The sequence below is a fragment of the Labrys sp. 22185 genome, assembly GCF_052045555.1.
Classification (GTDB): domain Bacteria; phylum Pseudomonadota; class Alphaproteobacteria; order Rhizobiales; family Labraceae; genus Labrys; species Labrys neptuniae.
This window is the reverse complement of the sequence record NZ_JBQEPH010000007.1, coordinates 242353-266299: the sequence shown is the minus strand read 5'-3', so window position 1 is coordinate 266299 and position 23947 is coordinate 242353. Positions and strand designations below refer to the sequence as shown.

Below are 23947 nucleotides of genomic sequence, written 5' to 3'. Positions count from 1 at the left end.
GCGCAACCGAACCGACGGTGGGTGATCGCCATGTTGGAAGCGGACAAGCTGTTCACGGGCTCCATTCCGGAAAACTACGACCGCTATATGGTGCCGCTGATTTTCGAGGCGTTTGCCGCGGACCTGGCGCGACGGGCCGCGTCCCTATCGCCCATTTCGGTCCTGGAAATCGCCGCGGGCACGGGGGTCGTCACCCGCGAACTCGCGCCAAAACTGTCTCCCGACGCCCACTATGTCGTCACCGACCTCAACCAGCCGATGCTCGACTACGCCGCTTCGCGGCAGGCTCCCGACAGCCGCATCACCTGGCGCCAGGCCGATGCCCTGGCCCTGCCTTTCGACGATGCGGCCTTCGATCTCGTCTGCTGCCAGTTCGGCGCGATGTTCTTTCCCGACCGGCCGGCCGCCTATCGCGAAGCAAGGCGGCTGCTCAGACCCGGCGGCCATTTCCTGTTCAACGTCTGGGATCGGATCGAGGAAAATGTCTTTGCCGATGAGGTGACGAAGGCCCTGGCGGAGATCTTCCCGGACGATCCGCCGCGCTTCCTGGCGCGCACACCGCATGGCTATCACGATACCGGACTGATCCGCAGCGATCTGGAGGGGGCCGGCTTCGCCCGCGTGCTGATCGAGACGAGGGCCGAGCAAAGCCGTGCCTCCTCACCGCGACTGCCGGCCCTTGCCTATTGCCACGGAACCCTGCTTCGCACCGAAATCGAGGCCAGGGCGGCAGGAACGCTCGACGCGGCAACCGATCATGCGGCAGCCGCGATTGCAGCCCGGCACGGCCATGACGAGGTTGCCGCCAAGATTCAGGCGCACATCGTCGTGGCAGCGGTCTAGTTTCCATGTAGTTCGCTTACAATGAAAAACGTGCGCAAACTTACCGCCACTGAAGTAAACTGCATGGGGACTAGGTCCCATGGGCCGGCAAGAACGCACTTGCCGCGCGCGAAAAACTCCTGTTTGGTCCGCGCATGCCCGACCTACGACATTCCGTTATCCAGACTCTGCCGCAATTGCTGGTGACACCCGGCTTCGCCGATTATCGCCTGGTCGATTGCGGCGAAGGCCGCAAGCTCGAACGCTTCGGCAAGCTCCTCGTCGACCGTCCCGAGCCGCAGGCCATGGGCCTGCGCCTGAAGCCCGAGGCCTGGGACAAGGCCGATGCCGTCTTCCTGGGCATGAATGCCGAGGATGAGGGATCGGACGGGCGCTGGAAATTCGCCGGCAGGCCGGTCGAGACCTTCCCCGTCTCCTATCGCGGCGTCGCCTTCCACGGCCGCTTCACGCCCTTCCGCCATCTCGGCTTCTTTCCCGAGCAGGCGCCGCATTGGGACTACATGATCGAGGCTCTCCAGGCCCTGAACCGCCCGGCCCGGGTGCTCAATCTGTTCGGCTATACCGGGGTCGCCTCCCTGCTCGCGGCCAAGCACGGCGCCCAGGTCACCCATGTCGACGCCTCCAAGAAATCGATCGGCTTCGCGCGCGAGAACCAGGCCCTGGCGGGCCTCGCCGATGCCCCGATCCGCTGGATTGTCGACGACGCCATGAAGTTCACCGCACGCGAGCAGCGCCGCGGCTCGCAATACGACATCGTGCTACTCGATCCGCCCAAATATGGCCGCGGCCCCGGCGGCGAGGTGTGGGACCTCTTCCGCGACCTGCCCAAGATGCTGGACCTCTGCCGGGCCGTGCTCACCGACAAGCCGGCCTTCGTGATCGTCACCGCCTATGCCATCCGCGCTTCCTTCGTGGCCGTGCACGAACTCACCCGCGAGGTGTTCGGCGAACTCGGCGGCGACATCACCTCCGGCGAACTCGTGGTGTCCGAGGAGGGTTCGGGGCGCCTGCTCTCGACCTCGCTCTATTCGCGCTGGAGCGCCGCATGAGGCCGAAAGCTCCTACCAATTCGCAGCGGACTGTCATCCCCGGCGAGGCCGCAGGCCGAGGGAAGGGGATCCAGGGGCCAAAAGGAATGTGCACGGCCCCTGGATCCCCTTCCCCTCTCCCTCTCCCTCTCTCGCTGCGCTCGCGAGTGGCCCGGCCGGGGATGACGGCCCCCTTCGAAAGGACGCTGGCATGAAGCCCCGCTTTCAACGCCCGCGCCCCGCAGCGCCGGTCGCGCCCGTCTCCCGCGTCGTGACCAGCCTGACCAATCCCCTGATCAAGGACATCCGTGCGCTCGAGATGCGCAAGGTCCGCCAGGAGGCCGGCCTGTTCATCGCCGAAGGGTTGAAGCTGGTGGCCGACGCCATCGAGGCCGGCTGGCCGATCCGCATCCTGGTGCACCGCTCTGGCGAGGACAAACCGATGCTGGCCCGCGCCGTACGCGCCACCCGTCAGGCCGGCGGAGAGGTATTGGAGGTTACCGGCGAGATCCTGGAAAAGCTGTCGCGCCGCGACAATCCGCAGACGGTGATCGGCGTCTTCGAGCAGCGCCTGGAAAAAGTCGACAGCGTCAAGATCGCGCGCGATCAGATCTGGATCGGGCTCGACCGGGTGCGCGATCCCGGCAATCTCGGCACCATCATCCGTACCGCCGATGCGGTCGGCGCCGAGGGCATCGTGCTGATCGGCGACACCACCGATCCCTTCGGCATCGAGGCCGTCAGGGCCACCATGGGCTCGATCTTCAATGTCCGCCTGGCGACAGCGACGCCGCAGGCCTTCCTCGCCTGGCGCAAGGGCTTCGACGGCCTCGTCATCGGCACCCATCTGTCCGGCACGCATGACTATCGCGACGTCGCCTATGCCGGCCGGCCCTGCCTCCTCCTGATGGGCAACGAGCAGCAGGGCCTGCCCGACGATCTGGCGGCAGCCTGCAGCCATCTCGTCAAGATCCCGATGCGCGGCCAGGCCGATTCGCTCAATCTGGCGGTGGCGACCGGCGTGATGCTGTTCGAGATCGCGCGCGGGCAGCTGAAGCTGGGATGAGAAAGCGCCGATGACCGCCAGGCTGCTCAGCATCGCCGGCCGCCTCCTGCTGGTCCTGGCGGCGGCGCTCGCCGCGCTGTGGGGCACGCTGGCGCTGTGGTATCGCCTGCCACTCGGGGAGTTTGGCCGCTATGCCCTCCCCGCTCTATGGATCGTCCTTGCCTTCCTCGCCCTGGCCGCCGTGATCGCGGCGCGCTGGCGGCTGCTCCTGCCCTTCGTCGCCGCCTTTGCCGGCTTGCTGATCTGGTGGTCCACCATCCAGCCGACCGGCAAGGGTGATTGGGCTGATGACGTGGCGCGCCAGTTCACCGCCACCGTGGAGGGCTCCACCGCCCGGCTCACCAATGTGCGCGATTTCGACTGGCGCTCCGACAACGATTTTACCGAGCACTGGGACGACCGCAGCTACGATCTCGACACCATCACCAGCGTCGACCTGTTCGCCTCCTATTGGTCCGGCCCGGCCATCGCCCATACCATACTGAGCTTCGGCTTCGCCGACGGGCGCCACCTCGCCTTTTCCGTGGAGGTGAGACGCCAGAAAAACGAGGTGTATTCGGCGATATCCGGCTTCTTCAAGCAGAACGAACTCGTGGTGATCGCCGCCGACGAGCGCGACGTCATTCGCGTGCGTTCCAATGTCAGGGGCGAGGATGTTCAGCTCTTCCGGCTGCGCACCAGCCCGCCCCAGGCCAAGGAGCTGTTCCTCTATCTCCTCTCGGAAGCCAACGATCTCGCCGCCAAGCCGCGCTTTTACAACACGGCGACCACCAATTGCACCACGGTACCCTTCCATCTCGCCCAGAAACTCGATCCCGACCTGCCTGTCGACTGGCGCGTGCTCGTCAGCGGCTATCTGCCCGACTATCTCTACGACATCGGCGCCCTGAGCCATCAAGTGCCGCTCAGCGAGCTGCGCCAGCGCGGCCAGATCGAGACGCGCGCCAAGGCCGCCGGCGACAGCCCCGATTTTTCCGCCCTCATCCGGGTCGGCGTCCCCGGGCCTTGACGGCACCTTGAGCCTCGGGCGGGCGATGACCCGGGGCACCGGAGAGAATATCGGCACGACCATCAGGCATAGTATGTTGGGTTACCTAACGTTGCCTGCCGGCTCGAAAGGGCCGATAGCCGAATGGAAAGAGCCGCATGCCGACAGTGGTGCCCGGGATCTTCGCCGACCAGGTCAAGGCCGTTTCGAATACCGCCCTTCCTGCCAGCCTCGCTACCTATGGCCAGATGTGGGCCGTCGGTGTCAAAGGCCCCCTCTACGACATCTATTTTGTCGAGACGCTGGGTGGCCCGCGTACGATCTGCTTCATGAAGCTGTATTTTCGCTTTGTTGCCGGCAAGAGCGAGACCTGGACCAGCCAGCAGGAAATGGTCGGTTTCGCGACGCGGTGGCAAGCCGACATTCAGAACAAATTCAATATGAAATCCCTGACCACGACATCGAGTGGCCGCATCGTCGGCCTCGAATTCCATTTCGGATCGGGATTGTATAGCTGGGAGCCGGGGGATCACTGGACGATAGACGTCGTCAAAGTCCCCAAGGGCCAATTCTATACCAGCAATGTCGAGCATGCTCATGGCAACATCGTCGGCCGGACGACGCTTTTCAGCAACGACCTCGGTCCCATCACCCGGCAGGCGGACAACAAATCCTACAAGCAGCGCCCCGCTATCCACGAATTCGTGCATATGATCGGCCTGCCCGACGAATATGAGGAAAAATGCGATGCCAACGGCATGCGCGCCGATGGTTTCAAATGCAGCGGCAAGCCTCGGGATCCCAGATACGTCAAAGATTATCCATCCGTGGCCAATCTCGGCGAGCGTATCCGGTTCGACCATCTGGACGCGATCCGGAATTGGACAAAGTTGGTCGCGCCTCTATCGCCCGTGGAAAAGGACAGGCCTTCCCTCAAAGGCATCACGGATGCGCTCGCCTTCCTGAAAGGCGTACCCGGGAATGACTACAAGACCCCGGTGATGCTGGCAAAGCTGCGATGATCGCGCGTATTTCAGCCTTTCTCGCTGGCGTTGATGAAGTGAAAAGCAGTGTGATACACTGCAACTTCCTTCAAGCGAGGATCCCCGATGAAACCGGCTGGACAGATGACGCTGACATTGACGGACGAGCTTGAACAGTTCGTCCGCGAAGAAGTGCGCCGAGGGGCGTTCGCCTCCAGCAGCGAATATGTCCGCTCACTGATCCGCGAGAGCTACCTTAAGCAGCGGGATCATGAGGAGAAGCTGAAGGCGCTGGACACTGCCCTGGCGCGCGGTATCGCAGATGCCGAAGCGGGGCGAACCATGCCGCTGGATGAGGCCTTCCGGAAATTGCGCAAAAAGTTGAACCTTCCCGCTGCCAATTCCACCAAATGAAGGTCGTCGCTACCGAACAGGCCTGGAACGACATGCTGGCGATCGGGCGAACCATTGCCGATGACAATCCGACCCGAGCTGACAGCTTCTTGGGCTAACTTTATGAGCGATGCTTGCAGCTCGGCACGATGCCGAAGGCTTATCCGCTCATACCAAACAGGGAAAAGGCGGGTATTCGCCGCCGCCCTTACGGCAACTATCTGATTTTCTGTCGTCTCACTGTCAGCAATGTGGAAATCTTGCACGTACTCCACGGAGCTCGGGACTACGAAAGGATATTGTTTCCCGATGACTAGCCACATCCAGGCGGCTCACGCCTTCAGCGTCCACACGCTGGTCTTCTTGATCTCCAGATCCTCCAGGTCACGCGAAACCGGCACCTGATAGGTCGCCAGCAGGCTGAGTTCGTCCTTGGGCAGATAGGTCCGGCCAGGATCGCCCACCAGGATTGTGGCGCCGCGTTCGCGCCAGCCCTTGAGCCAGCCCAGGACTTCGGCCGAGATCTCGCGGTCGTAGAAGATGTCACCCGCCAGGACGACGTCGACCGGCGGATCGAAGCGGCCGAGCACATTCTCGCTGCAGGGCTCGATCGCCACGCCATTGAGTTCGGCGTTGAGCTGGATGGCCTCGACGGCGAATTCGTCGATGTCGGCGGCAAGGGCGTGCGTCGCTCCCGCCTTCATCGCCGCGATCGCCACCAGGCCCGAGCCCGAGGCGAAGTCGAGGACGCGGCGGCCGGCCACATGGTCGGGATGGTCGAGGATATAGCGCGCCAGGGCCTGGCCGCCGGCCCAGGCGAAGGCCCAGAAGGGCGGCGGCAGCCCCATTTCGCCGAGCTCCTCCTCGGTCTTCAGCCAGAGCGGCGTGACCTCGTCCGCAAGATAGAGGCTGATTTCCGGCGCATGCGGCACCGGCAGCGGGCGCGTATTGGCGGTGATGAAGCTTCTTCTGTCCCGGATCGTGCCTTCACGAGCCATGATCACAGCCGCAACTGGCGCTCATAGAGGTCGGGCAGGTCATTTTCGAGCAGCACCACGTCCCCGGCCTTCAGATTGGTGCCCATCCAGGCCTGCGCCGCAGCGAAGCTGGCACATTCCACCACCTGGCCATCGGGTTTCGCCGCCTTGTAGACGTCGATGAGGTCGCGGATGCGATCGGGCGCCACGGCCAGCAATATGTCGACCGTCTCACCGGCCTTAGTGCCGATCTTGCGATGCTCCTCGGCATGGGCAGCGCCAAGTTCGACCATGCCCGGCGTCACCAGGATGCGCCGCCCCTCCCCCGAGACCAGCAAGGGCAGGATCTCCAGGGCCGAGGCGAAGCCCGCCGGATTGGAATTATAGGCATCGTCGACGATGACCGTGCCGTCCGCCTGGCGTTTCACCTCGAGGCGATGGCTGATCTGCGGCGTCGAACGCATGGCGATTTCGGCCGTCTCGGCGTCGATGTCCATGGCGAGCGCCGTGACGAAGGCGATCGCCATGTTGCTGCCGTGATGCAGGCCGTAGAGCGGGGCGGAGAGCTGGTAGTCCTTGCCGAGATAGGTCAGCGAGACCTTGAGCCCGTCCTTTTCCTGGGTGACGGCGTTGATGCGAGCCTCGCTGCCCTCGCCATTGCCGACCAGCACCATCGAGGAGCGGTGCGCATCGGTGAAGTCGCGGGCATCCTTGAAGGCGAGCACGGCATCGTTGATGATCGCCTTGCCGCCCCGCGCGATCGCCGCCGTCGGCAATTCGAACTTGGTCTTGGCCACGGTATCGAGCGACTTGAAGCGCTCGTAATGGGCCGCACCGACAGCCGTCACCACCGCGATGTCGGGCGGGGCGAGGCGGCAGAGGCGCTCGATCGAGCCTGGTCCGTAGGCGCCCATCTCCACCACGAAATGGCGGTGATAGGGCTCCAGGCGTTCGCGCACGATGCGGGCAATGCCCATCGGCGTGTTGACCGAGCCGGGCGTGATCAGCGCCGAGCCGGCGCTTTCCAGGAGGTGGCCGAGGATGTGCTTGGTCGAGGTCTTGCCATAGGAGCCGGTGACGCCGACGATGACCGGCGACAGGCGCTTGAGTTTCTCATGCGCCTCGTTCCAGAAGCCCTGCTGGATGCGGTTCTCGCCGGGCTGCAGGATCATTACCGCCGCGACCAGGGCGAAGGGGATCAGCTGGATCAACAGCACGACCCAGACCGGTGCCACGCCGAAGCCGACCCCGACGAGGCCGATCACCAGGACCAGGGCGAAGGCGACGCGCAGGATACGGGTGGCGCGCTGCGTCATCGCCAGCTTCTTCTTGCCCGTCTGGCGCGGATCGCGCTCCCGCCGTGCCACCACCAGCAGGATCACGGCGATGAACAGCGCGAGCACCAGCACCGGCGAGGGGTAGAGCTTGGCCATCACCGAGAGGAGGACGATGGCAAGGCTCGCCTTGGTATCGACAACCACGTTGTAGAAGAGCCAGTGCAGGAAGCGCCGGCCGTCATATTCCTCCTGCTGGAAGATATGCAGATAGGTCAGGAAGCGCTTCCAGGCGAAAGGGACGAAGGCCACCAACACCAGAGCGGCGGCGAGATGAGCCGAATTCAGCACGGGGGCCAGTGTTTCCAGCATCAAGCCTCCAGCAGCTTGGCAACCGTATGGGCGATCTGGGGGCCGCCATCGGACAGAACGGTGTAATGGTCGAGGCCCGGCAGGATGCTGACGCTGGCGCCCGGGATGAGCCGGCCCATGCGTTCGCTCATCTCCGGCGGGGCCTGGTCGTCGAGCGCGCCGCAGATGATGCGGACGGGAATGCGGATGGCCTTGATGGCTTCGCTCTGGTCCTCGCCGATCACCTTGACGAAAACAGGGCGCATGCCGCCGGCATTGCGATAATCGGCAGAGCCATACCTGGCCTTGCGGGCCGAGACGTCGACACCGAGCCTTTCGAGAAGCTTGAGGGCCTTGAAGGTACGCACGCGCAAGAAGATCTTCAGCCGGGTCATCAGGCTGCGGATGGGTTTGAGGCCGTGGGAGCCGACCAGCACCATGCCGTCGAGGACATCGGGATGACGGGCCGCCAGCCGGAGGCCGACGCGCCCGCCGAAGGAATGCCCCACCCAGATGCGTTTGCCGCGCGGCAGGGTTCCAAGCCATTCGGCGACGGCATCGGCGTAGTCAGCCGTATCCCAGATGCCGCCATGGCCTGTCTCAGGCGGCACCGGGCTCTGGCCGAAGCCGGGAAAGTCGATCAGCGTGTGATGGGCCGCCCGTTCCAGGGAGACCGCCAGGGCCTGGAAGGCGCGATGATCCTGGCCCCAGCCATGGGCCCAGATGACATGCGGAGCCCCGGCTTCGAGCGGCTTGCCCAGCGAGACGATGGCATGCGGGGCACCCTTGGCGGAGAAAGTCGATTGGATCAGCATAGTCCTTCCGGCAGGTCCGTGGTTCCATACCACGCAGCTTGGGGGGCGCCGGCCTGGCCTTCATCCTGCAGGGTCAGGATATGGGCCTGCGTTCCCCAATCGAAGTGCCAGAATTCGTACGCGTAGTTGGTAAAGCCCACGTTAACCATGGCGTTGACCAGAATGCGGCGATTGACCAGGCGGGCATCGTCGGCGGCGATTTCGCCGTGCTGCAGCAGGCGCTCATAGTGATCGGTGTAGGAGCGCTCGTGGCCCTCGTCGAAGGCGGCGCCATGATCGAGCACGGCGCCACTGGCCGCATCCACCAGCACGACGTCGACGGAGCCGCCCGTCGAATGGATCGGCCAGGTGGTCTCGTCCTCGCGATTGAAGCGGCGCGGGTCGGAGACGAAGGTGCGGACGATCGCTTCCTGCTCGGCCGCGGAAAGCTCCGGACGCTCGATCGCCACCTGCCTTTCGAAGAAGGTCCACAGGCCGGCCTGGGTCTCGATCGGCCTGTAGGCATCGAGCACCTTGAGCCGCAGCCCCAGGCCGGAGACGGCAGCATCGGCCTCGCGCACCAGGCGTGCCACACTGGCGCGGGCCGCCACCGTCTTCACCGCGCCGGCGATCGGCATGAAATAGGGCGCGTTGCCGCCATCGGTGCGGGCATACCAGGCTTCGGTGAGCAGCCCCTCCGCCGCCATGTCGACCAGCGGTTCGTTCCAGCGCGGATCGGCACGGTCGAAGGGGATCCACCGGTACTCGACGGGCGTGCCATTCGGGTCGGGACGGAGGTGCAGGCGAGCGTGGAGATCGGGCATGGCAATCCGGGTGCACGGGCATCTTGCCCGTCCCTTCCTATCCCACAGGCTCAATGGTTCAAGGAGAAAGTTGAACCCTTATGATTTCCCAGGTCGAGGATCGGCAGCCCCAAACCAGAGCGCGCAGGACACTCGTTCAGCACCGAGCGCGTTCAGAAAAAGAAGCGCTCGAATAGCGCCATTGCGCCGGCTCCGCGCAAAGTGCCGCCTTCACCGGATTCTGCTCGATATAGTGGCGGGAATCCTCGAAATGCTTCTCGTTGCGGATCCTACGATCGAAATATTCCTCAAACCACACCTTGCCCGTGCGCTCCAAGATCCTGTTGATCTGCTTGGCGGTGTAGGACTTCCAGCCGTGCACGATGGCCGAAAGCGCATGGCCGCTGAGCGGCGTGATCAGAGCATGGACATGGTTCGGCATCACGCACCAGGCATGCAACCTGTAACGATCGCCATCGTAATGAAGCAGGGCGGTCTCAATGATGGGGCCGATGGCGGCATGGCACAGAAAGGCTTCGCCGAAGCCGGCATCCAGAACGGTTTCCAGGCGCCTTCTGCGTTCGCCCGGCGGAATCGCTTCGGGCCGGGTTTGCAATTCCTCCGCCCATCGTTCGCGGATATGGTGAGGCATGGAATCCGCCAGACGGAAGAAGAGCGCCTGCGGGGTTTCACCAGCTTCCCAATGCGGGAGAAATCCGCGCGAATGCCACTCGCCTCGCGGTTTCAGAGGAGATCGGTTTTGCTCCGCCTCCATGCTTCACTCCGGGTCCATGGGCTTCGTGCCCATTCTTGCACCGTCAAGCTGGCAGGACAGGAAAGAACGGGCAAGATGCCCGTGCACCCGGAGACCTAAAGAAACTTCGCAGCCACTTTGCCATGCGCCTGTCGCAGCGCGCCGAGGTCGACGCCGACGGGCAGGCCGTCCTCGACCCGCCACTGGCCCGCCACCATCACGCGGTCGGCGCGATGGGCACCGCAATGGACCAAAGCGGCGATGGGATGATGAGCGCCGGAAAAGCGCAATTCGTCCAGCGTATAGAGGGCCAGGTCCGCTTCGAGCCCCACCCTGACAGCGCCGATGTCGTCACGGCCCAGGCACCGGGCCGAGCCTTCGCTGGCCCAGCGCAGGCAATCACGCCAGGACACCGCCTCCGCCCCATGCGATAGGCGGTTGATCATCAAAGCGTGACGCACGCCTTCCATCAGGTTGGAGGAATCGTTGGAGGCCGAGCCATCGACGCCGAGGCCGACGGGCGCGCCGGCCTTTTCGAGCAGGCCGGTATGGCAGAAACCGGAGGCAAGCACGGCGTTGGAGGTCGGGCAATGGCAGACGCCGACGCCGTGGCGACCGAGTGTGGTGCAGTCGTCGGCGCTGAAATGAATGCCGTGGGCGAGCCAGGTGCGCGGGCTCATCCAGCCCACTTCGTCCAGCAGTTCGATCGGCCGGCACTTGTAGGTGGCGAGGCAGAAATCGTCCTCGTCATGGGTTTCGGCCAGATGGGTGTGCAGGCGGCAGTCGAAACGCTCGGCCAGTTCGGCCGTCTTGCGCATCAGGCTCTTGGTCACCGAGAAGGGCGAGCAGGGCGAGAAGGCGATGCGCGTCATCGCGCCCGGCCTGGTGTCGTGATAGGCGCTCGCCACCCGTTCGCAATCGGCCAGGATGGTGTCCTCGTCCTGCACCACCGAATCGGGCGGCAGACCGCCATCCTTCTGCGACAGGTTCATCGAGCCGCGCGACACCGTCATGCGGATGCCGAGCTTGCGGGCTTCCTCGACCTCGATGTCGACGGCGTTTTCCAGCCCTCTGGGAAAGACATAGTGATGGTCGGCCGCCGTGGTACAGCCGGACATCAGGAGTTCGACCAGTGCCAGGCGGACGGACAGGCGGAAGCTGTCGGGATCGAGGCGCGACCAGATCGGATAAAGTGTCTTCAGCCAGGGAAACAACGGTTGGTCGCAGGCGTCCGGATGGGCGCGGGTGAGCGTCTGGTAGAAATGATGGTGGGTGTTGACCAGGCCCGGCAGCACGACATGCCTGGACGCATCGAAGACCTTGTCGACCGGCGTGACCGGTTCACGCCCGGCCGGCACCAGCTCGACGATACGGCTGCCCTCGACGACGATGCCGCGCTCGGCGCCCTCGGCGAGAATGGCGAGCGGGTCCTTCAGCCACAGGCGCATGATTTTTCCTCGGAAGCTGATCTTGATTGCGCGCATAAGAGCGCGCCCGGCAGCTGAGGCCAAGCTGTATTAAATTGGAAGATGTATCGCAGGAAACCGGGGTGCGACCTTTCGATCGCCACCACAGGGGTGGCAGATCAACAGGCGAACTAGCTCGACCTTTGTCATTGCCGGGCTCGACCCGGCAATCCAGCACATGCCGTTGCGCTGGATGCCCGGGTCAAGCCCGGGCATGACAAGGATTGCGTTCTTTTCTGTATAAATCAGACATTTAAGAACGCTAAACGGCACACCTCAGAAGAAGGCCTGGATACCGGTCTGGGCGCGGCCGAGGATAAGGGCGTGCACGTCATGCGTGCCCTCATAGGTGTTCACCGTCTCCAGGTTCTGCGCCACGCGCAGCACGTGGAACTCGTCGGCGATGCCGTTGCCGCCATGCATGTCGCGGGCGACGCGGGCAATGTCGAGTGCCTTGCCGCAATTGTTGCGCTTCATCAGGCTGATCGCCGGCGGCGCGGCGGTATGGGCATCGAGCAGGCGCCCGAGTTGCAGCGCGCCGAGCAGGCCGAGCGCGATCTCGGTCTGCATGTCGGCGAGCTTCTTCTGCACGAGCTGCGTCGCCGCCAGCGGCCGGCCGAACTGCTTGCGATCCAGCGTGTACTGGCGGGCACGGTGCCAGCAGAATTCGGCGGCGCCCATGGCGCCCCAGGCAATGCCGTAGCGCGCCTTGTTGAGGCAGCCGAACGGCCCGGACAGGCCCTTGGCGTTGGGCAGCAGGTTTTCTTCCGGCACCACGGCGCCGTCGAGCACGATCTCGCCGGTGATCGAAGCGCGCAGCGAAAGCTTGCCCTCGATCTTGGGCGTGGAGAAACCCTTGGTGCCGCGCTCGACGATGAAACCGCGGATCACGTCGTCCAGCTTGGCCCAGACCACAGCGATGTCGGCGATCGGCGAATTGGTGATCCACATCTTGGTGCCGTTGAGCTGGTAGCCGCCAGCGACCTTGACCGCGCGGGTCTTCATCGAGCCCGGATCGGAGCCGGCATCCGGCTCGGTGAGGCCGAAACAGCCGACGAGTTCGCCGCTGGCAAGCTTGGGCAGGTACTTCTTGCGCTGCTCCTCGCTGCCATAGGCATGGATCGGGTGCATCACCAGCGAGGACTGCACCGACATGGCCGAGCGATAGCCCGAATCAACCCGCTCCACTTCGCGGGCGACGAGGCCATAGGCGACATGGCCGAGGCCGGCGCCGCCATAGGCTTCCGGAATCGTGGCGCCGAGCAGGCCGAGCTCGCCCATCTCCGACATGATGGCGCGATCGAAATCCTCGTCGCGATAGGCCTTGAGCACGCGCGGCATCAGCCTGTCCTGCGCGTAGTCGCGGGCGGTGTCGCGGACCAGCCGCTCTTCTTCCGTCAACAGTGATTCGAGATCGAGCGGATCCGACCAGTCGAAGGCTTCACCAGCCTTTTTGATCGCTTCGCCGGCGTCATGAAGCTTGATCGCAGCGTCCACCATGGCCATACCCTCCAATGAATAAATTTGGCGCGACATTGGTCGCGCCGGTTTCAGGCGTCAAGACAAGAGTGGCAGGCGAATGAGCGCAGTGGAGCATGGCGGCAATCTCGGCGAGGCACGTCGCCTCTTCCCGCAGGCCTCCGGGCCCTGGATCGATCTTTCCACCGGCATCAATCCCTGGCCCTATCCGATCCCGGCGATTCCGGCTGAATCCTGGGCCGCGCTGCCCTCCCCCGACGAAGCCCGCGAATTGGAGGCGGTGGCGGCGCAATGCTACGGTGTGCCCTTCGATGCCTGCGTCGTTGCGACGCCGGGCACGCAGGCCGCCATCCAGTGGCTGCCGCATCTATTCGCCGCCGGCACGGTGAGCGTGCTGAGCCCGACCTACGCCGAACATGCCCGCAGTTGGGCGCTGGGCGGCCATCACGTACGGGAGGCTCGCCGTTTCGAGGAACTGGCCGGCTCCGAGATCGCCGTCCTGGTCAATCCGAACAATCCCGACGGCAATTTTTTCGGCCGCGAGGAATTGCTGGCGCTCGCCGCCGAGAAATATGCCCGGGGCGGCGCCCTCATCGTCGACGAGGCCTTCGCGGATGTGATGCCGCAGGTGAGCCTGGCCCCCATGGCCGGCACGCAGGGCCTGGTCATGCTGCGCTCCTTCGGCAAATTCTTCGGCCTGGCCGGCATTCGGCTCGGCTTCGTACTGGCCGAGCCTTCGCTGACCGGCAAGCTGCGCCAGGCGATGGGAGCCTGGGCGGTTTCGGGCGAGGCCATCGCCATCGGCCGCGCCGCACTCGCCGATATCCTCTGGCAGAACGGCACGCGCACCTCGCTGCGCACGGCGCGCCAGAATCTCGACGAGGAGCTGGCCAAGGCCGGCGCGGTGATCGGCGGTACCGATCTCTATCGCCTGCTGCAGACTGCGCACGCCCCTGCCCTGTTCCGCCAACTCGGCCAGGCCGGCATCTGGGTGCGGCGCTTTTCCGCCAATCCGCGCTGGCTGCGCTTCGGCCTGCCGCCCCATGCGGACGCCGAAGCGCGTCTGCGCGCCGTGCTCGCCCGCTACCACAAGAACGGCACCCGCGCGATGTGAGGTGTTCCCTGGGACCGCCGGCTTCCAGCCGGCTCTTCCTTCCGGTCGGCGCGATGTTTCCAGGAGCCGACTGGTCTAAGAGCCGGCTGGAAGCCGGCGATCCCAGGAAGATTATGCCGCCAGCGGCGCTGCTACCCCGCCCAACACCTCGTCCAGCGGCAACAGGCCGCGCAGGGCACCGCTGCCGGTGGCGGGGACGCCGTCCTCGATGGCATGGGCGAAGCGCACCGCCGGATCGGCCTCGAGCCTTGCCTTGAGCGCCTGGATCTTCGGGAAAGGCGTGAGATCGAGCGCCTGGTGGAACTCGGCCCAACGGGCGACGCCGACGAAGACCGCATCGGCAAGGCTCGGCCTGTCGCCGACGAGGTAGGGCGAGGAGCCGATCATCGCCTCGAGCTGATGATGGCGGCGGGCGACAAGGTCGCGGCCGAAACGGCGCAACGCCTGCTTGTAGTCCTCGCGGCCATCCTGCATTTCCAAAGCGACCCAGAGCGGGGTGAAGGCACCAGTGAAGCCTGTGTTCAGGAAGCCGATGAACTGGTGCATGCGATGCGCCTCGGCGCTGCCCGCAGCAAAGCTGATGCGATGCTCATCGTCGCGCAGTTCGAGCCAGCGGGCGATCGCCATGGTCTCGGTCAGCACGCTGCCGTCCTCGCGGATCAGCACCGGCGTTTCCTGGCGACCGTTCACCCGGCTATAGGCCTCGGTCAGCATGGCGTCGGGCATGTGCACCCGGGTGGCGCGATAGGGCTTGCCGAGCCATTCGAAGGCGGCGACGAGGCCGAGGGAACTGCCCGCGGGGTAGCCGGCGAAGATGATCGGTTCCATAGTCATATCTCCTGTTTGGTGATGATGACTATATGCATGCATGGACTTTGATACTCTAGACTGCCAATTATGGATCTAAAGTCCATACCTGGAGACTTTCTTTGTCCAACCTCAACGATTTCATCCTGTTCGCCCAGGCCGTCGAGCAGGGCGGCTTTGCCGCCGCCGCGCGGCACCTGGGCCTGCCGAAGTCCACGGTGAGCAAGCGGGTGGCCGAATTGGAGGCGCGGCTCGATGCCAGGCTGCTCCATCGCACCTCGCGCAGCTTCGTGCTGACCGATGCCGGCCGGGAGGTGTTCGAGCATGCGCGGGCGGCGATGATCGAGGTCGAGGCGGCGGAAAGCGCCGTGCTGGCCCGGCGGGCGGAACCGAGCGGCATCGTCCGCATCACCGCCTCGGTACCCACCGCGCAGTTCCACCTCGCCGGCCAGCTGCCCAGGCTCGCGGTCACCCTGCCCAAACTGCAGATCCAACTCCATGTCACCGACCGTTTCGTCGACCTCATCCAGGAAGGCTTCGACATCGCGCTCCGGAGCCATTTCGGGCCGCTCGCCGATTCCGATCTGATGGCCCGCCCCATTCATCGCGAGACGATCGGCCTGGTCGCCGCGCCCGGCTATCTCGCCGCCGCGGGAATACCGGCCACACCAGAGGATCTCGCCGGCCATGACGGCCTCCTCGCCCAGCCCAGGACGCCGACATGGAAGCTGACGGCGGGCGAGCGCGTGGTCGAGGTCATTCCGCGCACTCGTTTTTTCGCCGACGAATCAACCGCCCTGCTGGCAGCGGCCAAGGCCGGCCTCGGCATCACCGCCCTGCCCCGCTCGATCAGCGCGGCAGCCGTCGCCGGCGGCCTGGTCGTGCCCGTACTGCCGCAATGGCAGGCGGGCGAGGTCACCACCACGGTGCTGACGACCCACCGGCGCGGGCAATTGCCCGCGGTGCGCGCCGTGGTCGACTTCCTGGCCGGTTCGCTGCGGCCGGCCGGTGCAGGCGATTGACATTCCGCTCCCCGTCCTTGCGACACAGCCCGTCAACAGGGCATCCTCCCGCCACGCAACGACACGAGGAGGAAGGCATGGCTGGGCGCGAACATCGCTACAAGGTCACAATCGTGTGGACCGGCAATGAGGGCGAGGGGACCTCGACCTATCGCGGCTACAGCCGTGCTCACCAGATCCTGGCCGAGGGCAAACCGACGATCGAAGGCTCGTCAGACCCGAGCTTTCGCGGCGATGCCACCCGCTGGAACCCCGAGGACCTCTTGGTCGCCTCGCTCTCGGCCTGCCACAAGCTCTGGTATCTCGGCCTGTGCTCGCAGATGGGCGTGAACGTGCTCTCCTATGAGGATGAGGCCGAGGGCGTGATGGTCGAAGTGGCTGGCGGTGCCGGCCAGTTCGAGAAGGTCACCCTGCGTCCGCACATCGTGGTTGCCGCCGGCTCGGACCTACAGAAGGCGCATGATTTGCACGAAAAGGCGCATGAGATGTGCTTCATCGCCCGCTCGGTGAATTTTCCGGTCGAGCATGAGGCGGAGATCGTCCTGGCAGGGGCGTAGAGGCTTTTCGATCGGTTATCTGGGGACGCGTTGGTGGGACGATAGAGCGGACGAAACGTCCATAGATACTAGGTCAAGGCGACTGGCGCGACACCGGCCATCCCTTCGCCCCGTTCTTACGGGGAGAAGGTACGGATGAGGGGCAGCGCGGAACCCACAAAACCAACCAGTGCGTAGCCCCTCACCCTTGCCCTCTCCCCGTAAACGGGGCGAGGGGGCTCAAACGCTGAGCCTCATCTCCAGGTCGATCACCTCGCCCCAGTCCTTATCCTAGCGCCTATGGACGTCCCGTCCGCCTCCGCAATCCCTATAACAACGCTTCCCCCTTGACTTCCGTAATTTGTGATCACAAAATTGGGATCACATTTTTCAGGAAACGCGCATCATGACCCTGCACCAGACCAACCTCACCACAGCGGAACTGCGTGCGATCGATGCCGCGCATCATTTGCATCCCTTCACCGACACCAAGGGCCTGAACGCCGAGGGCGCGCGCGTCATCGTCAAGGCCAAGGGCGTGCATCTGTGGGATTCCGAAGGCAACCAGATCATCGACGGCATGTCGGGCCTGTGGAACGTCAATATCGGCTATGGCCGCGAGGAGATCGTCGAGGTGGTGGCGCAGCAGATGCGCGAACTGCCCTTCTACAACACCTTCTTCAAGACCACCCATCTGCCGGCGATCGAGCTGTCGCGCCTGCTGGCGGAAGTGACGCCGCCGCAGTTCAGCCGGGTGTTCTTCACCGGTTCGGGCTCGGAATCCAACGACACCATCATCCGCATGGTGCGCCATTACTGGGCGGCCCAGGATAAGCCCGGCAAATCGACCATCATCGCCCGCAAGAACGGCTATCACGGCTCGACAATCGGCGGCGCCTCGCTCGGCGGCATGACGCCGATGCATGCCCAGGGCGGCCTGCCGATCCCCGGCATCGTCCATATCGCCCAACCCTATTGGTATGCCGAGGGCGGCGACCGCAGCCCGGAGGAATTCGGCCTGTGGGCGGCGCGTGAACTCGAGCGCACCATCGACGAGCTCGGCGCCGACGCCATCGCCGCCTTCATCGCCGAGCCGATCCAGGGCGCCGGCGCCGTGGTGATCCCGCCCGCCACCTACTGGCCGGAAATCCAGCGCATCTGCCGCGAGCGCGACATCCTGCTGGTCTCGGACGAGGTGATCTGCGGCTTCGGGCGCACCGGCGAATGGTTCGGCTGCGAATATTTCGGCGTGCAGCCCGATATCATGGCCATGGCCAAGGGCATCTCCTCCGGCTATTTGCCGATCGGCGGCGTGATGGTGACGGAAAAGGTGGCCGAAGTGATCGCCAATGCCGGCGACTTCAACCACGGCTACACCTATTCGGGCCATCCGGCCTGCGCGGCGGCGGCGATCGCCAACATCAAGATCCTGCGCGAAGAGAAGATCGTCGAGCGCGTGAAGAGCGATATCGGCCCCTATATGCAGAAGCAGTGGCTGGCGCTGGGCGACCATCCCATGGTGGGCGAAGCCCGCATGGTCGGCCTGATCGGCGCCCTGGAACTGACGCCGAACAAGAAGACCCGCGCTTCCTGGCCGGTGGAGACGGGCACGGTCGGCCTGATCGCCCGCGACTTCTCCTTCCAGAACGGCCTCGTCATGCGCGCCACCCGCGACACGCTGATCATCGCCCCGCCGCTGGTGATCAGCCATGAGGAAGTCGATGCCCTGATCGCCGCAGCCAAGAAGACGCTCGACGACAGCTGGGCCGAGGTGAAGCGCCGGGGGTATGTCTGAGGGCGCGCGATAACACCCCTCATCCGGCTGCCGCCACCTTCTCCCGCAAGGGGAGAAGGGGACTTATTGGACTTGGGATGCGGTACTCGGCACCGGGCAGTTAAGCTCGATCTAACCCACTAAAACCCCTTCTCCCCTTGCGGGAGAAGGTCCCGGCAGGGGGATGAGGGGTGGCAACACTGTCCTCACCGATAACGCCGCGGCCGCGTCGAGACCGCCAGAGAGGCGACCGCAACGCCATTCGCCACTGCCTTTTCCAGATCCTCGCTCTCGACTAGGCTAGCGAAATAGCCGGCCGAGAAGGTGTCGCCGGCCCCGATGGTGTCGACGACGTCGACCTTCGGCGCCGGGACGGCGAAATGCTCGTTTCCGCGCCAGGCCAGGGCGCCCCGGGCCCCGCATTTGATCACCAGGCTGGCACCTGCTGGCAGCAGCGGCCGGATCATCCCGGCGGCAGCCTCGACCGTGTCGGTGCCGGTGAGCCCCTTGGCCTCGATGTCGTTGATCAGGACGTGCTCGCAATGGCCGATCCAGGCGTTCACCCGCGTGCGTACCCCGGGCGTCCAGCCGCCATCCGGCCAGCCCGTATCGAGGGCGATGCGATAGTTCCGGCGCTGCAGAATGGCGATCAACTCGTCATAATCGGCGAGCAAGGCCGGAATCACGAAGGGACCGACCAGCAGGGCGACGCAGCCCTCCCCGACCTCGTCGAGCTGCGCCAGTACATCCTCGAGTCCAAACGAATGCAGGTGGCCCGTGGTGGTGAAGAAAGTGCGGTCCCCGTCGGGATGGCCGATGCCGACCGAAACCGTGGTTGCCCCCTCGGCCACCGTCCAGCCCTCGGCCCGCGCCCCAAAGGGCTCGGCGAGCCAGTGACCGAGCATGTCGTTGCCGCGGCTGGTGATCAGCCGATAGTCGATGCCGAGGGCATCGAGCGCCAGCGCCGTGTTGCCGGCGGCGCCACCGACCCGAAATTCGCTTTCGGGCACGATCACTTCCGTACCCGGCTGCGGCCAGGGCGCCTGCGGGCCCATCACGAGATCGACATTGACGTTGCCGATCAAAAACAGCGGTTCCCTCATAATTCCGTCGTCACCTTGGTCGAGCGCAGGGGCTCGCCGACATGCTCGACCCGGCCGGCCGCGAAGGTCACCAGGAAGGCCTGCAGTGCCGGCAGCAGCGCGAAGATGGCCGCCATGCCCTCCTCGCGCGACAGGCGGATGGTGATGACATCGGCGATGTCGGCCTCGCCGGAAAGATCGAACACCACCACCGGCGATCCGGCCGCGCGGCAGGCCGCGACCAAACCCGGGGCGAGGCCAGCCGAAGGGCCGGCGGCACGCAGGAGCACGATGCCGCTAGTCGGCGACAGCATCTCCATCGGGCCATGCCGCAACTGGCCGCCCTCCAGCGCCAGGGCCGGCAGGCGGGCGAGTTCCATCACGCAGAGCGCCCCGGATTCGGCCACGCCCTGCAGCTCGGCCCGGCCGCTGAGGATCAGGGAGGTACAGGCGGCGAGAGCTGATAGCGCGCCCCCGATGTCGGGCCGGACGGGGGCATCGAGCGTTGCGAGCGCCCGTTCCGGCGGCAGGCCCAGCGCCGCAAGTACGGCAAGATGCAGGGCATGGCTGACGAGGAGGCTGCGCGTGGCGGCGAAGGCCTTTTCCGAGCCGCCGACACCGACGAGGGCGGGCACGCCGCGACCGAGCGCGCTATCGGCGTCGAGGGTGAGGCCGAAGCGCTCCTGCCGGCCGGCGGGCCGCTCGAGAAAGGCGACGATCTCGCCCGAATTGCCGGATTGGGACACCAGCAGCACGGTGCGCTCGCGGTCGGGCTGCGGCGTGATCAGGAGTTCGGAGACCACCTCGGTCTCGACCTCGATGCCGAGCCGGCGATAGAGCACGGCCGCCGCGCGGTTGACCCAGTGCGAGCCGCCCATGGCCGCCAGCGTCAGCCGTCCCGTGCGGCGGATGCTGTCCGCCAGCCGCGCCGCCATCGGCCCGGCGCCGTGGAAGGAGGCCAGCGCATCGGCGTGTTGGCGGGCCATTTCGGCCTCGATCATCGCCAGGCCCGTGCCCGGCACGATTGTGCTCATGATATCAACCCTTGACGCTGCCAGCGGTGAGCCCGGCAACCAGTGATTTTTGCAGGATGAAGGCGATCAGGACCGGCGGCAGCGCCGTCAGCAGGCCCGCGGCCGAGACCAGGCCGAAATCCGTGGCGCGGCCGGCGGCGAAATCGGCGATGGTGACGGTGAGGGTCTTGGCGTTCTGGTTGGAGGTGAAGAGCAAGGCGTAGAAGAACTCGTCCCAGGCCAGCAGGATGGCGAACAGGGCCGCGGTGGCGACGCCGGCCCGGGCATAGGGCAGCGTGACCCACCACAGCGTCTGCAGCGTCGAGGCGCCGTCGATCGCCGCCGCGCTTTCGAGTTCGCCGGGCACCGCGTCGAAAGAGGATTTGATGAACCAGGCGGTGAAGGGCGTCAGGATGGAGCAATAGACGATGATCAGGCCGACCACATTGTTGAGCAGCCCGAGCATCGAGAGCAGGAAATAGAGCGGCAGGATCAGCGCCACGGCGGGTGTCATATAGGTGGCGAGGATGGAGTAGAGCACCACCGAGACGCCGCGATTGCGGTAGCGCGAAAAGGCCCAGCCCGCCGGCACCGCCACCAGCAGCGACAGGGCCGTCGCACCGAGCGAGCTCAGCAGGCTGTTGCGCAGCGCCATCAGGAAGGCCTCGCCCGGGCTGTTGGCCTCGAAGGTGAGCAGGCGGGCATAGCGGCTGAAGTCGACCTGGTGCGGGATGAGCGACAGCGGCTTGGTGGTGAGGTCGGATGGCAGCGAGATGCTCATCACGCCGAGCCAGGCCACCGGCGCCAGCGTCACCACCAGGAACAGGGCGACGCCGCAATACAGGAAGAAAGTTGCGATGGAGCTCCTTTGCATGATCAGGCCTCCTGCCGACGCATCAGCCGAACATAGAAGCCGACGAAGACCATGCAGATCAGCACCACGATGAGGGCGTAGGAGGCGCCTGATCCCACCCGCATGAAGCGGAAGGATTCCTCATAGACGAAGAAGCTCATGGTCTTGGTCGAGCTCGCCGGCCCGCCCCGGGTCATCACATAGAAAATGTCGAAGACTTTCAGGGCCTCGATCGAGCGCAGCACCAGCGCCACCAGCAAGGGCGGCGCTATCACCGGCCAGGTGACGGCCTTGAAGCGCTGCCAGGCATTGGCGCCGTCGAGCGTGGCGGCGCCGTAGAGTTCCAGCGGCGCCGACTGCAGCGCGGCCAGCACGATCAGCGCCACCAGCGGATAGTTCTTCCAGACATCGGCGACGATCACCGCATTCATGGCGCTGCCTTCGCTGCCGAGCCAGCTGCGATAGCTTTCCATCAGCCCGCTCTGGGTCAACACCGCATTGAGCACGCCGAAATCGGGCTGGTAGATCAGACGCCACATCAAGGCGTTGACGATGGTGGGCACGGCCCAGGGCAGCACCAACAGGGCCCGGCAGAAGGTACGGCCACGGAACTTCTCGTTGAGCAGCAGGGCGACCGCGATACCGAGCAGCGCCTCGGCACTGATCGAGACGACGGTGAAATAGATCGTCCGCCCCGCCGCGGCGAGGAATTCGGAATCGCTGAAGGCAAAGGCGAAGTTTTCCAGCCCGATGAAATGCGCCGCTCCCGGTCCCGCCATCAGGCGGGTATCGGTGAAGGCCAGCCACAGGGTCATCAGGATGGGATAGCCGACTGCCGCGAACACGATGACCAGCATCGGGCCGAGCAGAAGCCATGGTGAGGGCATGCCGACGCGGCCGCTCATCATCAGGCAGATTCCTTCCAGTGGAACAATTGGTAACGAAGGAACGGAGAACGCGACATCAGCCGCCCCTTCGCCCCGTTCTTACGGGGTGTCGTCAACTCGCTTGAGTTGACTAGAGGTAAGGATGAGGGGCAGCGCAGGAGGCAAAAGGAAAGGCTTGTGTAGCCCCTCACCTCTATCCTCTCCCCGTAAGAACGGGGCGAGGAGGCACAGACGTCCCACCTTCAAACGCGCCTATCATCTCGCTCAACCCCCAAATCTGCGAAGGCCGGTCTGAAGACCGGCCCACCAGCTCTCACCGGATGCGCGCGGCATCCTTGACCGCGGCCGCCAGCGCGTCGGCGGGCGAAGCCTTGCCGGCCAGCGCGTTCTGGATCTGCGCCTGCAGGATAGTGGAGAGTTCCTGGTAGGAGGCCACCGTCGGGCGCGGCGTCATCAGGCCGATGGAGACGTCGGCGGCCTTGACCAGTGCCTCCTGCCCCTTGGTGACGGCCGGATCGCTGTAGGACGCCTTCCAAATCGGCAGACTGAGCTTGGCATACTGGTTCTGCACCGGCTTGGACGTCAGATAGACGATGTATTTCCAGGCCAGATCCGGCTTGGTCGAGCCCGCCGTGATGCCCAGCCCCATCGAGCCGTTCACACCCGAGGCCGTGCTCTTGCCCTCGACGCCGGGCGCCGGCACTACGCCGACCTTGCCGACCACCTTGCTTTCGGCCGGATCATTGGCCTTGGCATACATATAGGTCCAGTTGAGCGCGAAGGCCGCATCCCCCGCCGAGAACACTTTCCGCACGTCCTCTTCCAGATATTCCTTGGAATTGGGGTTGGAGAGGCCGTTCTTGAGGCTGTCGGCCATATAGGTTACGGCATCGAGCGAACCGCCCTTGTCGAAGACCGGCTTGTCCCCGTCGAAGAACTTGCCGCCATAGGCCGCGGTCAGGGTCACGTAATCGCAGATCACCGCCTCGGCCTGCGACCAGCTCCAGACGATGGGATATTGCACCAGGCCCTTGTCCTTGATGATCTTGGCGTCCTTGGCCAGTTCATCCCAGGTCTTGGGCGGCTCGGTGATGCCGGCCTTCTGCAGGATCTCGGTGTTGTAGAACAGATATTTGGTGTCGAGGATCCACGGCATGCCATAGGTCTTGCCGTCATAGTTCACCGTGGCCCAGGCCCCATCGAACACCTTGGAGCGATCGAGATCCTTCAACCGGTCGGTGACATCGACCAGGACACCGTTCTGCGCGAAAGCGGCCGGCCAGATCACGTCGTAGAGCACCACGTCATAGCCGGCACCGCCGGCGGCCTTGGAAGCCACGATCTTGTCGTAGAGGGCTTCATAGGGCACGAATTCGGCATTGACGGTAACGCCGGGATTTTCCTTCTCGAAGGCCGCCGTCATCGCCTTGACGTCGGCGTCGCTATAGGCGGCCTGCGCCATGAACAGGGCATTGAGAGTCTCGGCCGCTGCCGGCGACAATCCTGCCAGGGCCGTCATCGCCAGCCCGGCCAGCACCGATTTGTGAATTCCAGACATTGCAATCATCTCCCGCTTGCAATTCGATCGGCAGCCCGTAGCCGCCCTGCATGGTTCAGGGGCGCGGAGAGTTCTCGATGGCTCCCGATCCTTTTCTGCGAC

The 23947-nt window shown here is 64.9% G+C and carries 24 protein-coding genes; 11 read left to right on the top strand and 13 right to left on the bottom strand.

What is annotated here, in order from left to right; all coding sequences use genetic code 11:
* Positions 1–30: 30 nt before the first annotated feature.
* From ACTJKX_RS16580 to ACTJKX_RS16550, 7 genes are all read left to right on the top strand, one after another.
* A complete protein-coding gene (locus ACTJKX_RS16580) occupies positions 31–843 on the top strand; it encodes a class I SAM-dependent methyltransferase (protein WP_394315009.1) in 813 nt (270 codons plus the stop codon).
* 134 nt (positions 844–977) lie between these two features.
* Positions 978–1892 carry a class I SAM-dependent methyltransferase gene (locus ACTJKX_RS16575; RefSeq protein ID WP_440725918.1) on the top strand — a complete coding sequence of 305 codons (915 nt, stop codon included), beginning with the start codon at positions 978–980 and terminating at the stop codon, positions 1890–1892.
* Positions 1893–2082: 190 nt separating this feature from the next.
* Positions 2083–2937 (top strand): TrmH family RNA methyltransferase, encoded by an 855-nt coding sequence (locus ACTJKX_RS16570; protein WP_394315522.1) that lies wholly within the window; start codon positions 2083–2085, stop codon positions 2935–2937.
* A 10-nt stretch (positions 2938–2947) separates the two neighbouring features.
* The gene (locus ACTJKX_RS16565; RefSeq protein WP_440725917.1) at positions 2948–3946 is read left to right on the top strand and encodes an Lnb N-terminal periplasmic domain-containing protein; all 999 of its coding nucleotides are present in this window, start codon (positions 2948–2950) and stop codon (positions 3944–3946) included.
* A gap of 137 nt (positions 3947–4083) precedes the next feature.
* A complete protein-coding gene (locus ACTJKX_RS16560) occupies positions 4084–4947 on the top strand; it encodes a hypothetical protein (RefSeq protein WP_440725916.1) in 864 nt (287 codons plus the stop codon).
* Positions 4948–5052: 105 nt separating this feature from the next.
* Complete coding sequence (locus ACTJKX_RS16555; RefSeq protein ID WP_440725915.1) at positions 5053–5322, top strand: type II toxin-antitoxin system ParD family antitoxin; 270 nt, start codon at positions 5053–5055, stop codon at positions 5320–5322.
* 113 nt (positions 5323–5435) lie between these two features.
* A complete protein-coding gene (locus tag ACTJKX_RS16550) occupies positions 5436–5618 on the top strand; it encodes a type II toxin-antitoxin system RelE/ParE family toxin (protein ID WP_440725914.1) in 183 nt (60 codons plus the stop codon).
* A gap of 15 nt (positions 5619–5633) precedes the next feature.
* Here ACTJKX_RS16550 and ACTJKX_RS16545 read toward each other — a convergent pair whose 3' ends face one another.
* From ACTJKX_RS16545 to ACTJKX_RS16515, 7 genes are all read right to left on the bottom strand, one after another.
* Entirely contained in the window at positions 5634–6299 is a 666-nt protein-coding gene (locus ACTJKX_RS16545; RefSeq protein WP_440725913.1) for a class I SAM-dependent methyltransferase, read from the bottom strand.
* A gap of 2 nt (positions 6300–6301) precedes the next feature.
* Positions 6302–7924 carry a Mur ligase family protein gene (locus ACTJKX_RS16540; RefSeq protein ID WP_440725912.1) on the bottom strand — a complete coding sequence of 541 codons (1623 nt, stop codon included), beginning with the start codon at positions 7922–7924 and terminating at the stop codon, positions 6302–6304.
* The gene (locus ACTJKX_RS16535) at positions 7924–8718 is read right to left on the bottom strand and encodes an alpha/beta fold hydrolase (protein ID WP_440725911.1); all 795 of its coding nucleotides are present in this window, start codon (positions 8716–8718) and stop codon (positions 7924–7926) included. The genes ACTJKX_RS16540 and ACTJKX_RS16535 overlap by 1 nt, the downstream gene beginning before the upstream one ends.
* The gene (locus tag ACTJKX_RS16530; protein ID WP_440725910.1) at positions 8712–9521 is read right to left on the bottom strand and encodes a M15 family metallopeptidase; all 810 of its coding nucleotides are present in this window, start codon (positions 9519–9521) and stop codon (positions 8712–8714) included. Before ACTJKX_RS16530 ends, ACTJKX_RS16535 begins: the two co-directional genes overlap by 7 nt.
* 136 nt (positions 9522–9657) lie before the next feature.
* Positions 9658–10275, bottom strand: a complete 618-nt coding sequence (locus tag ACTJKX_RS16525) for an REP-associated tyrosine transposase (RefSeq protein ID WP_149253613.1) — start codon at positions 10273–10275, stop codon at positions 9658–9660.
* A 95-nt stretch (positions 10276–10370) separates the two neighbouring features.
* Complete coding sequence (locus tag ACTJKX_RS16520) at positions 10371–11702, bottom strand: 8-oxoguanine deaminase (protein ID WP_440725909.1); 1332 nt, start codon at positions 11700–11702, stop codon at positions 10371–10373.
* A gap of 294 nt (positions 11703–11996) precedes the next feature.
* The gene (locus tag ACTJKX_RS16515; RefSeq protein ID WP_440725908.1) at positions 11997–13220 is read right to left on the bottom strand and encodes an acyl-CoA dehydrogenase; all 1224 of its coding nucleotides are present in this window, start codon (positions 13218–13220) and stop codon (positions 11997–11999) included.
* A 79-nt stretch (positions 13221–13299) separates the two neighbouring features.
* Here ACTJKX_RS16515 and cobD point away from each other — a divergent pair, with 79 nt between their 5' ends.
* A complete protein-coding gene (gene cobD, locus ACTJKX_RS16510) occupies positions 13300–14313 on the top strand; it encodes a threonine-phosphate decarboxylase CobD (protein ID WP_394315511.1) in 1014 nt (337 codons plus the stop codon).
* 111 nt (positions 14314–14424) lie between these two features.
* Here cobD and ACTJKX_RS16505 read toward each other — a convergent pair whose 3' ends face one another.
* Entirely contained in the window at positions 14425–15141 is a 717-nt protein-coding gene (locus ACTJKX_RS16505) for a glutathione S-transferase family protein (protein WP_440725907.1), read from the bottom strand.
* 101 nt (positions 15142–15242) lie between these two features.
* On the opposite strand from ACTJKX_RS16505, the gene ACTJKX_RS16500 reads away from it, so the two are divergent.
* The 3 genes from ACTJKX_RS16500 (at position 15243) to ACTJKX_RS16490 (ending at position 18473) form a co-directional block, all read left to right on the top strand.
* Positions 15243–16142 (top strand): LysR substrate-binding domain-containing protein, encoded by a 900-nt coding sequence (locus ACTJKX_RS16500; protein ID WP_440725906.1) that lies wholly within the window; start codon positions 15243–15245, stop codon positions 16140–16142.
* Between the two features lie 77 nt (positions 16143–16219).
* Entirely contained in the window at positions 16220–16699 is a 480-nt protein-coding gene (locus tag ACTJKX_RS16495) for an OsmC family protein (protein WP_440725905.1), read from the top strand.
* A 385-nt stretch (positions 16700–17084) separates the two neighbouring features.
* Positions 17085–18473 (top strand): aspartate aminotransferase family protein, encoded by a 1389-nt coding sequence (locus tag ACTJKX_RS16490; RefSeq protein ID WP_440725904.1) that lies wholly within the window; start codon positions 17085–17087, stop codon positions 18471–18473.
* Between the two features lie 185 nt (positions 18474–18658).
* Here ACTJKX_RS16490 and ACTJKX_RS16485 read toward each other — a convergent pair whose 3' ends face one another.
* From ACTJKX_RS16485 to ACTJKX_RS16465, 5 genes are all read right to left on the bottom strand, one after another.
* Complete coding sequence (locus ACTJKX_RS16485; protein WP_440725903.1) at positions 18659–19555, bottom strand: carbohydrate kinase family protein; 897 nt, start codon at positions 19553–19555, stop codon at positions 18659–18661.
* Entirely contained in the window at positions 19552–20568 is a 1017-nt protein-coding gene (locus ACTJKX_RS16480; RefSeq protein ID WP_440725902.1) for an SIS domain-containing protein, read from the bottom strand. The genes ACTJKX_RS16485 and ACTJKX_RS16480 overlap by 4 nt, the downstream gene beginning before the upstream one ends.
* Before the next feature lie 4 nt (positions 20569–20572).
* Complete coding sequence (locus ACTJKX_RS16475) at positions 20573–21424, bottom strand: carbohydrate ABC transporter permease (protein ID WP_440725949.1); 852 nt, start codon at positions 21422–21424, stop codon at positions 20573–20575.
* Positions 21424–22305: a carbohydrate ABC transporter permease gene (locus ACTJKX_RS16470; protein WP_376717769.1), complete on the bottom strand. Its 882-nt coding sequence runs from the start codon at positions 22303–22305 to the stop codon at positions 21424–21426. The genes ACTJKX_RS16475 and ACTJKX_RS16470 overlap by 1 nt, the downstream gene beginning before the upstream one ends.
* A 295-nt stretch (positions 22306–22600) precedes the next feature.
* Positions 22601–23845: an extracellular solute-binding protein gene (locus tag ACTJKX_RS16465; protein WP_440725901.1), complete on the bottom strand. Its 1245-nt coding sequence runs from the start codon at positions 23843–23845 to the stop codon at positions 22601–22603.
* Between the last annotated feature and the right edge of the window lie 102 nt (positions 23846–23947).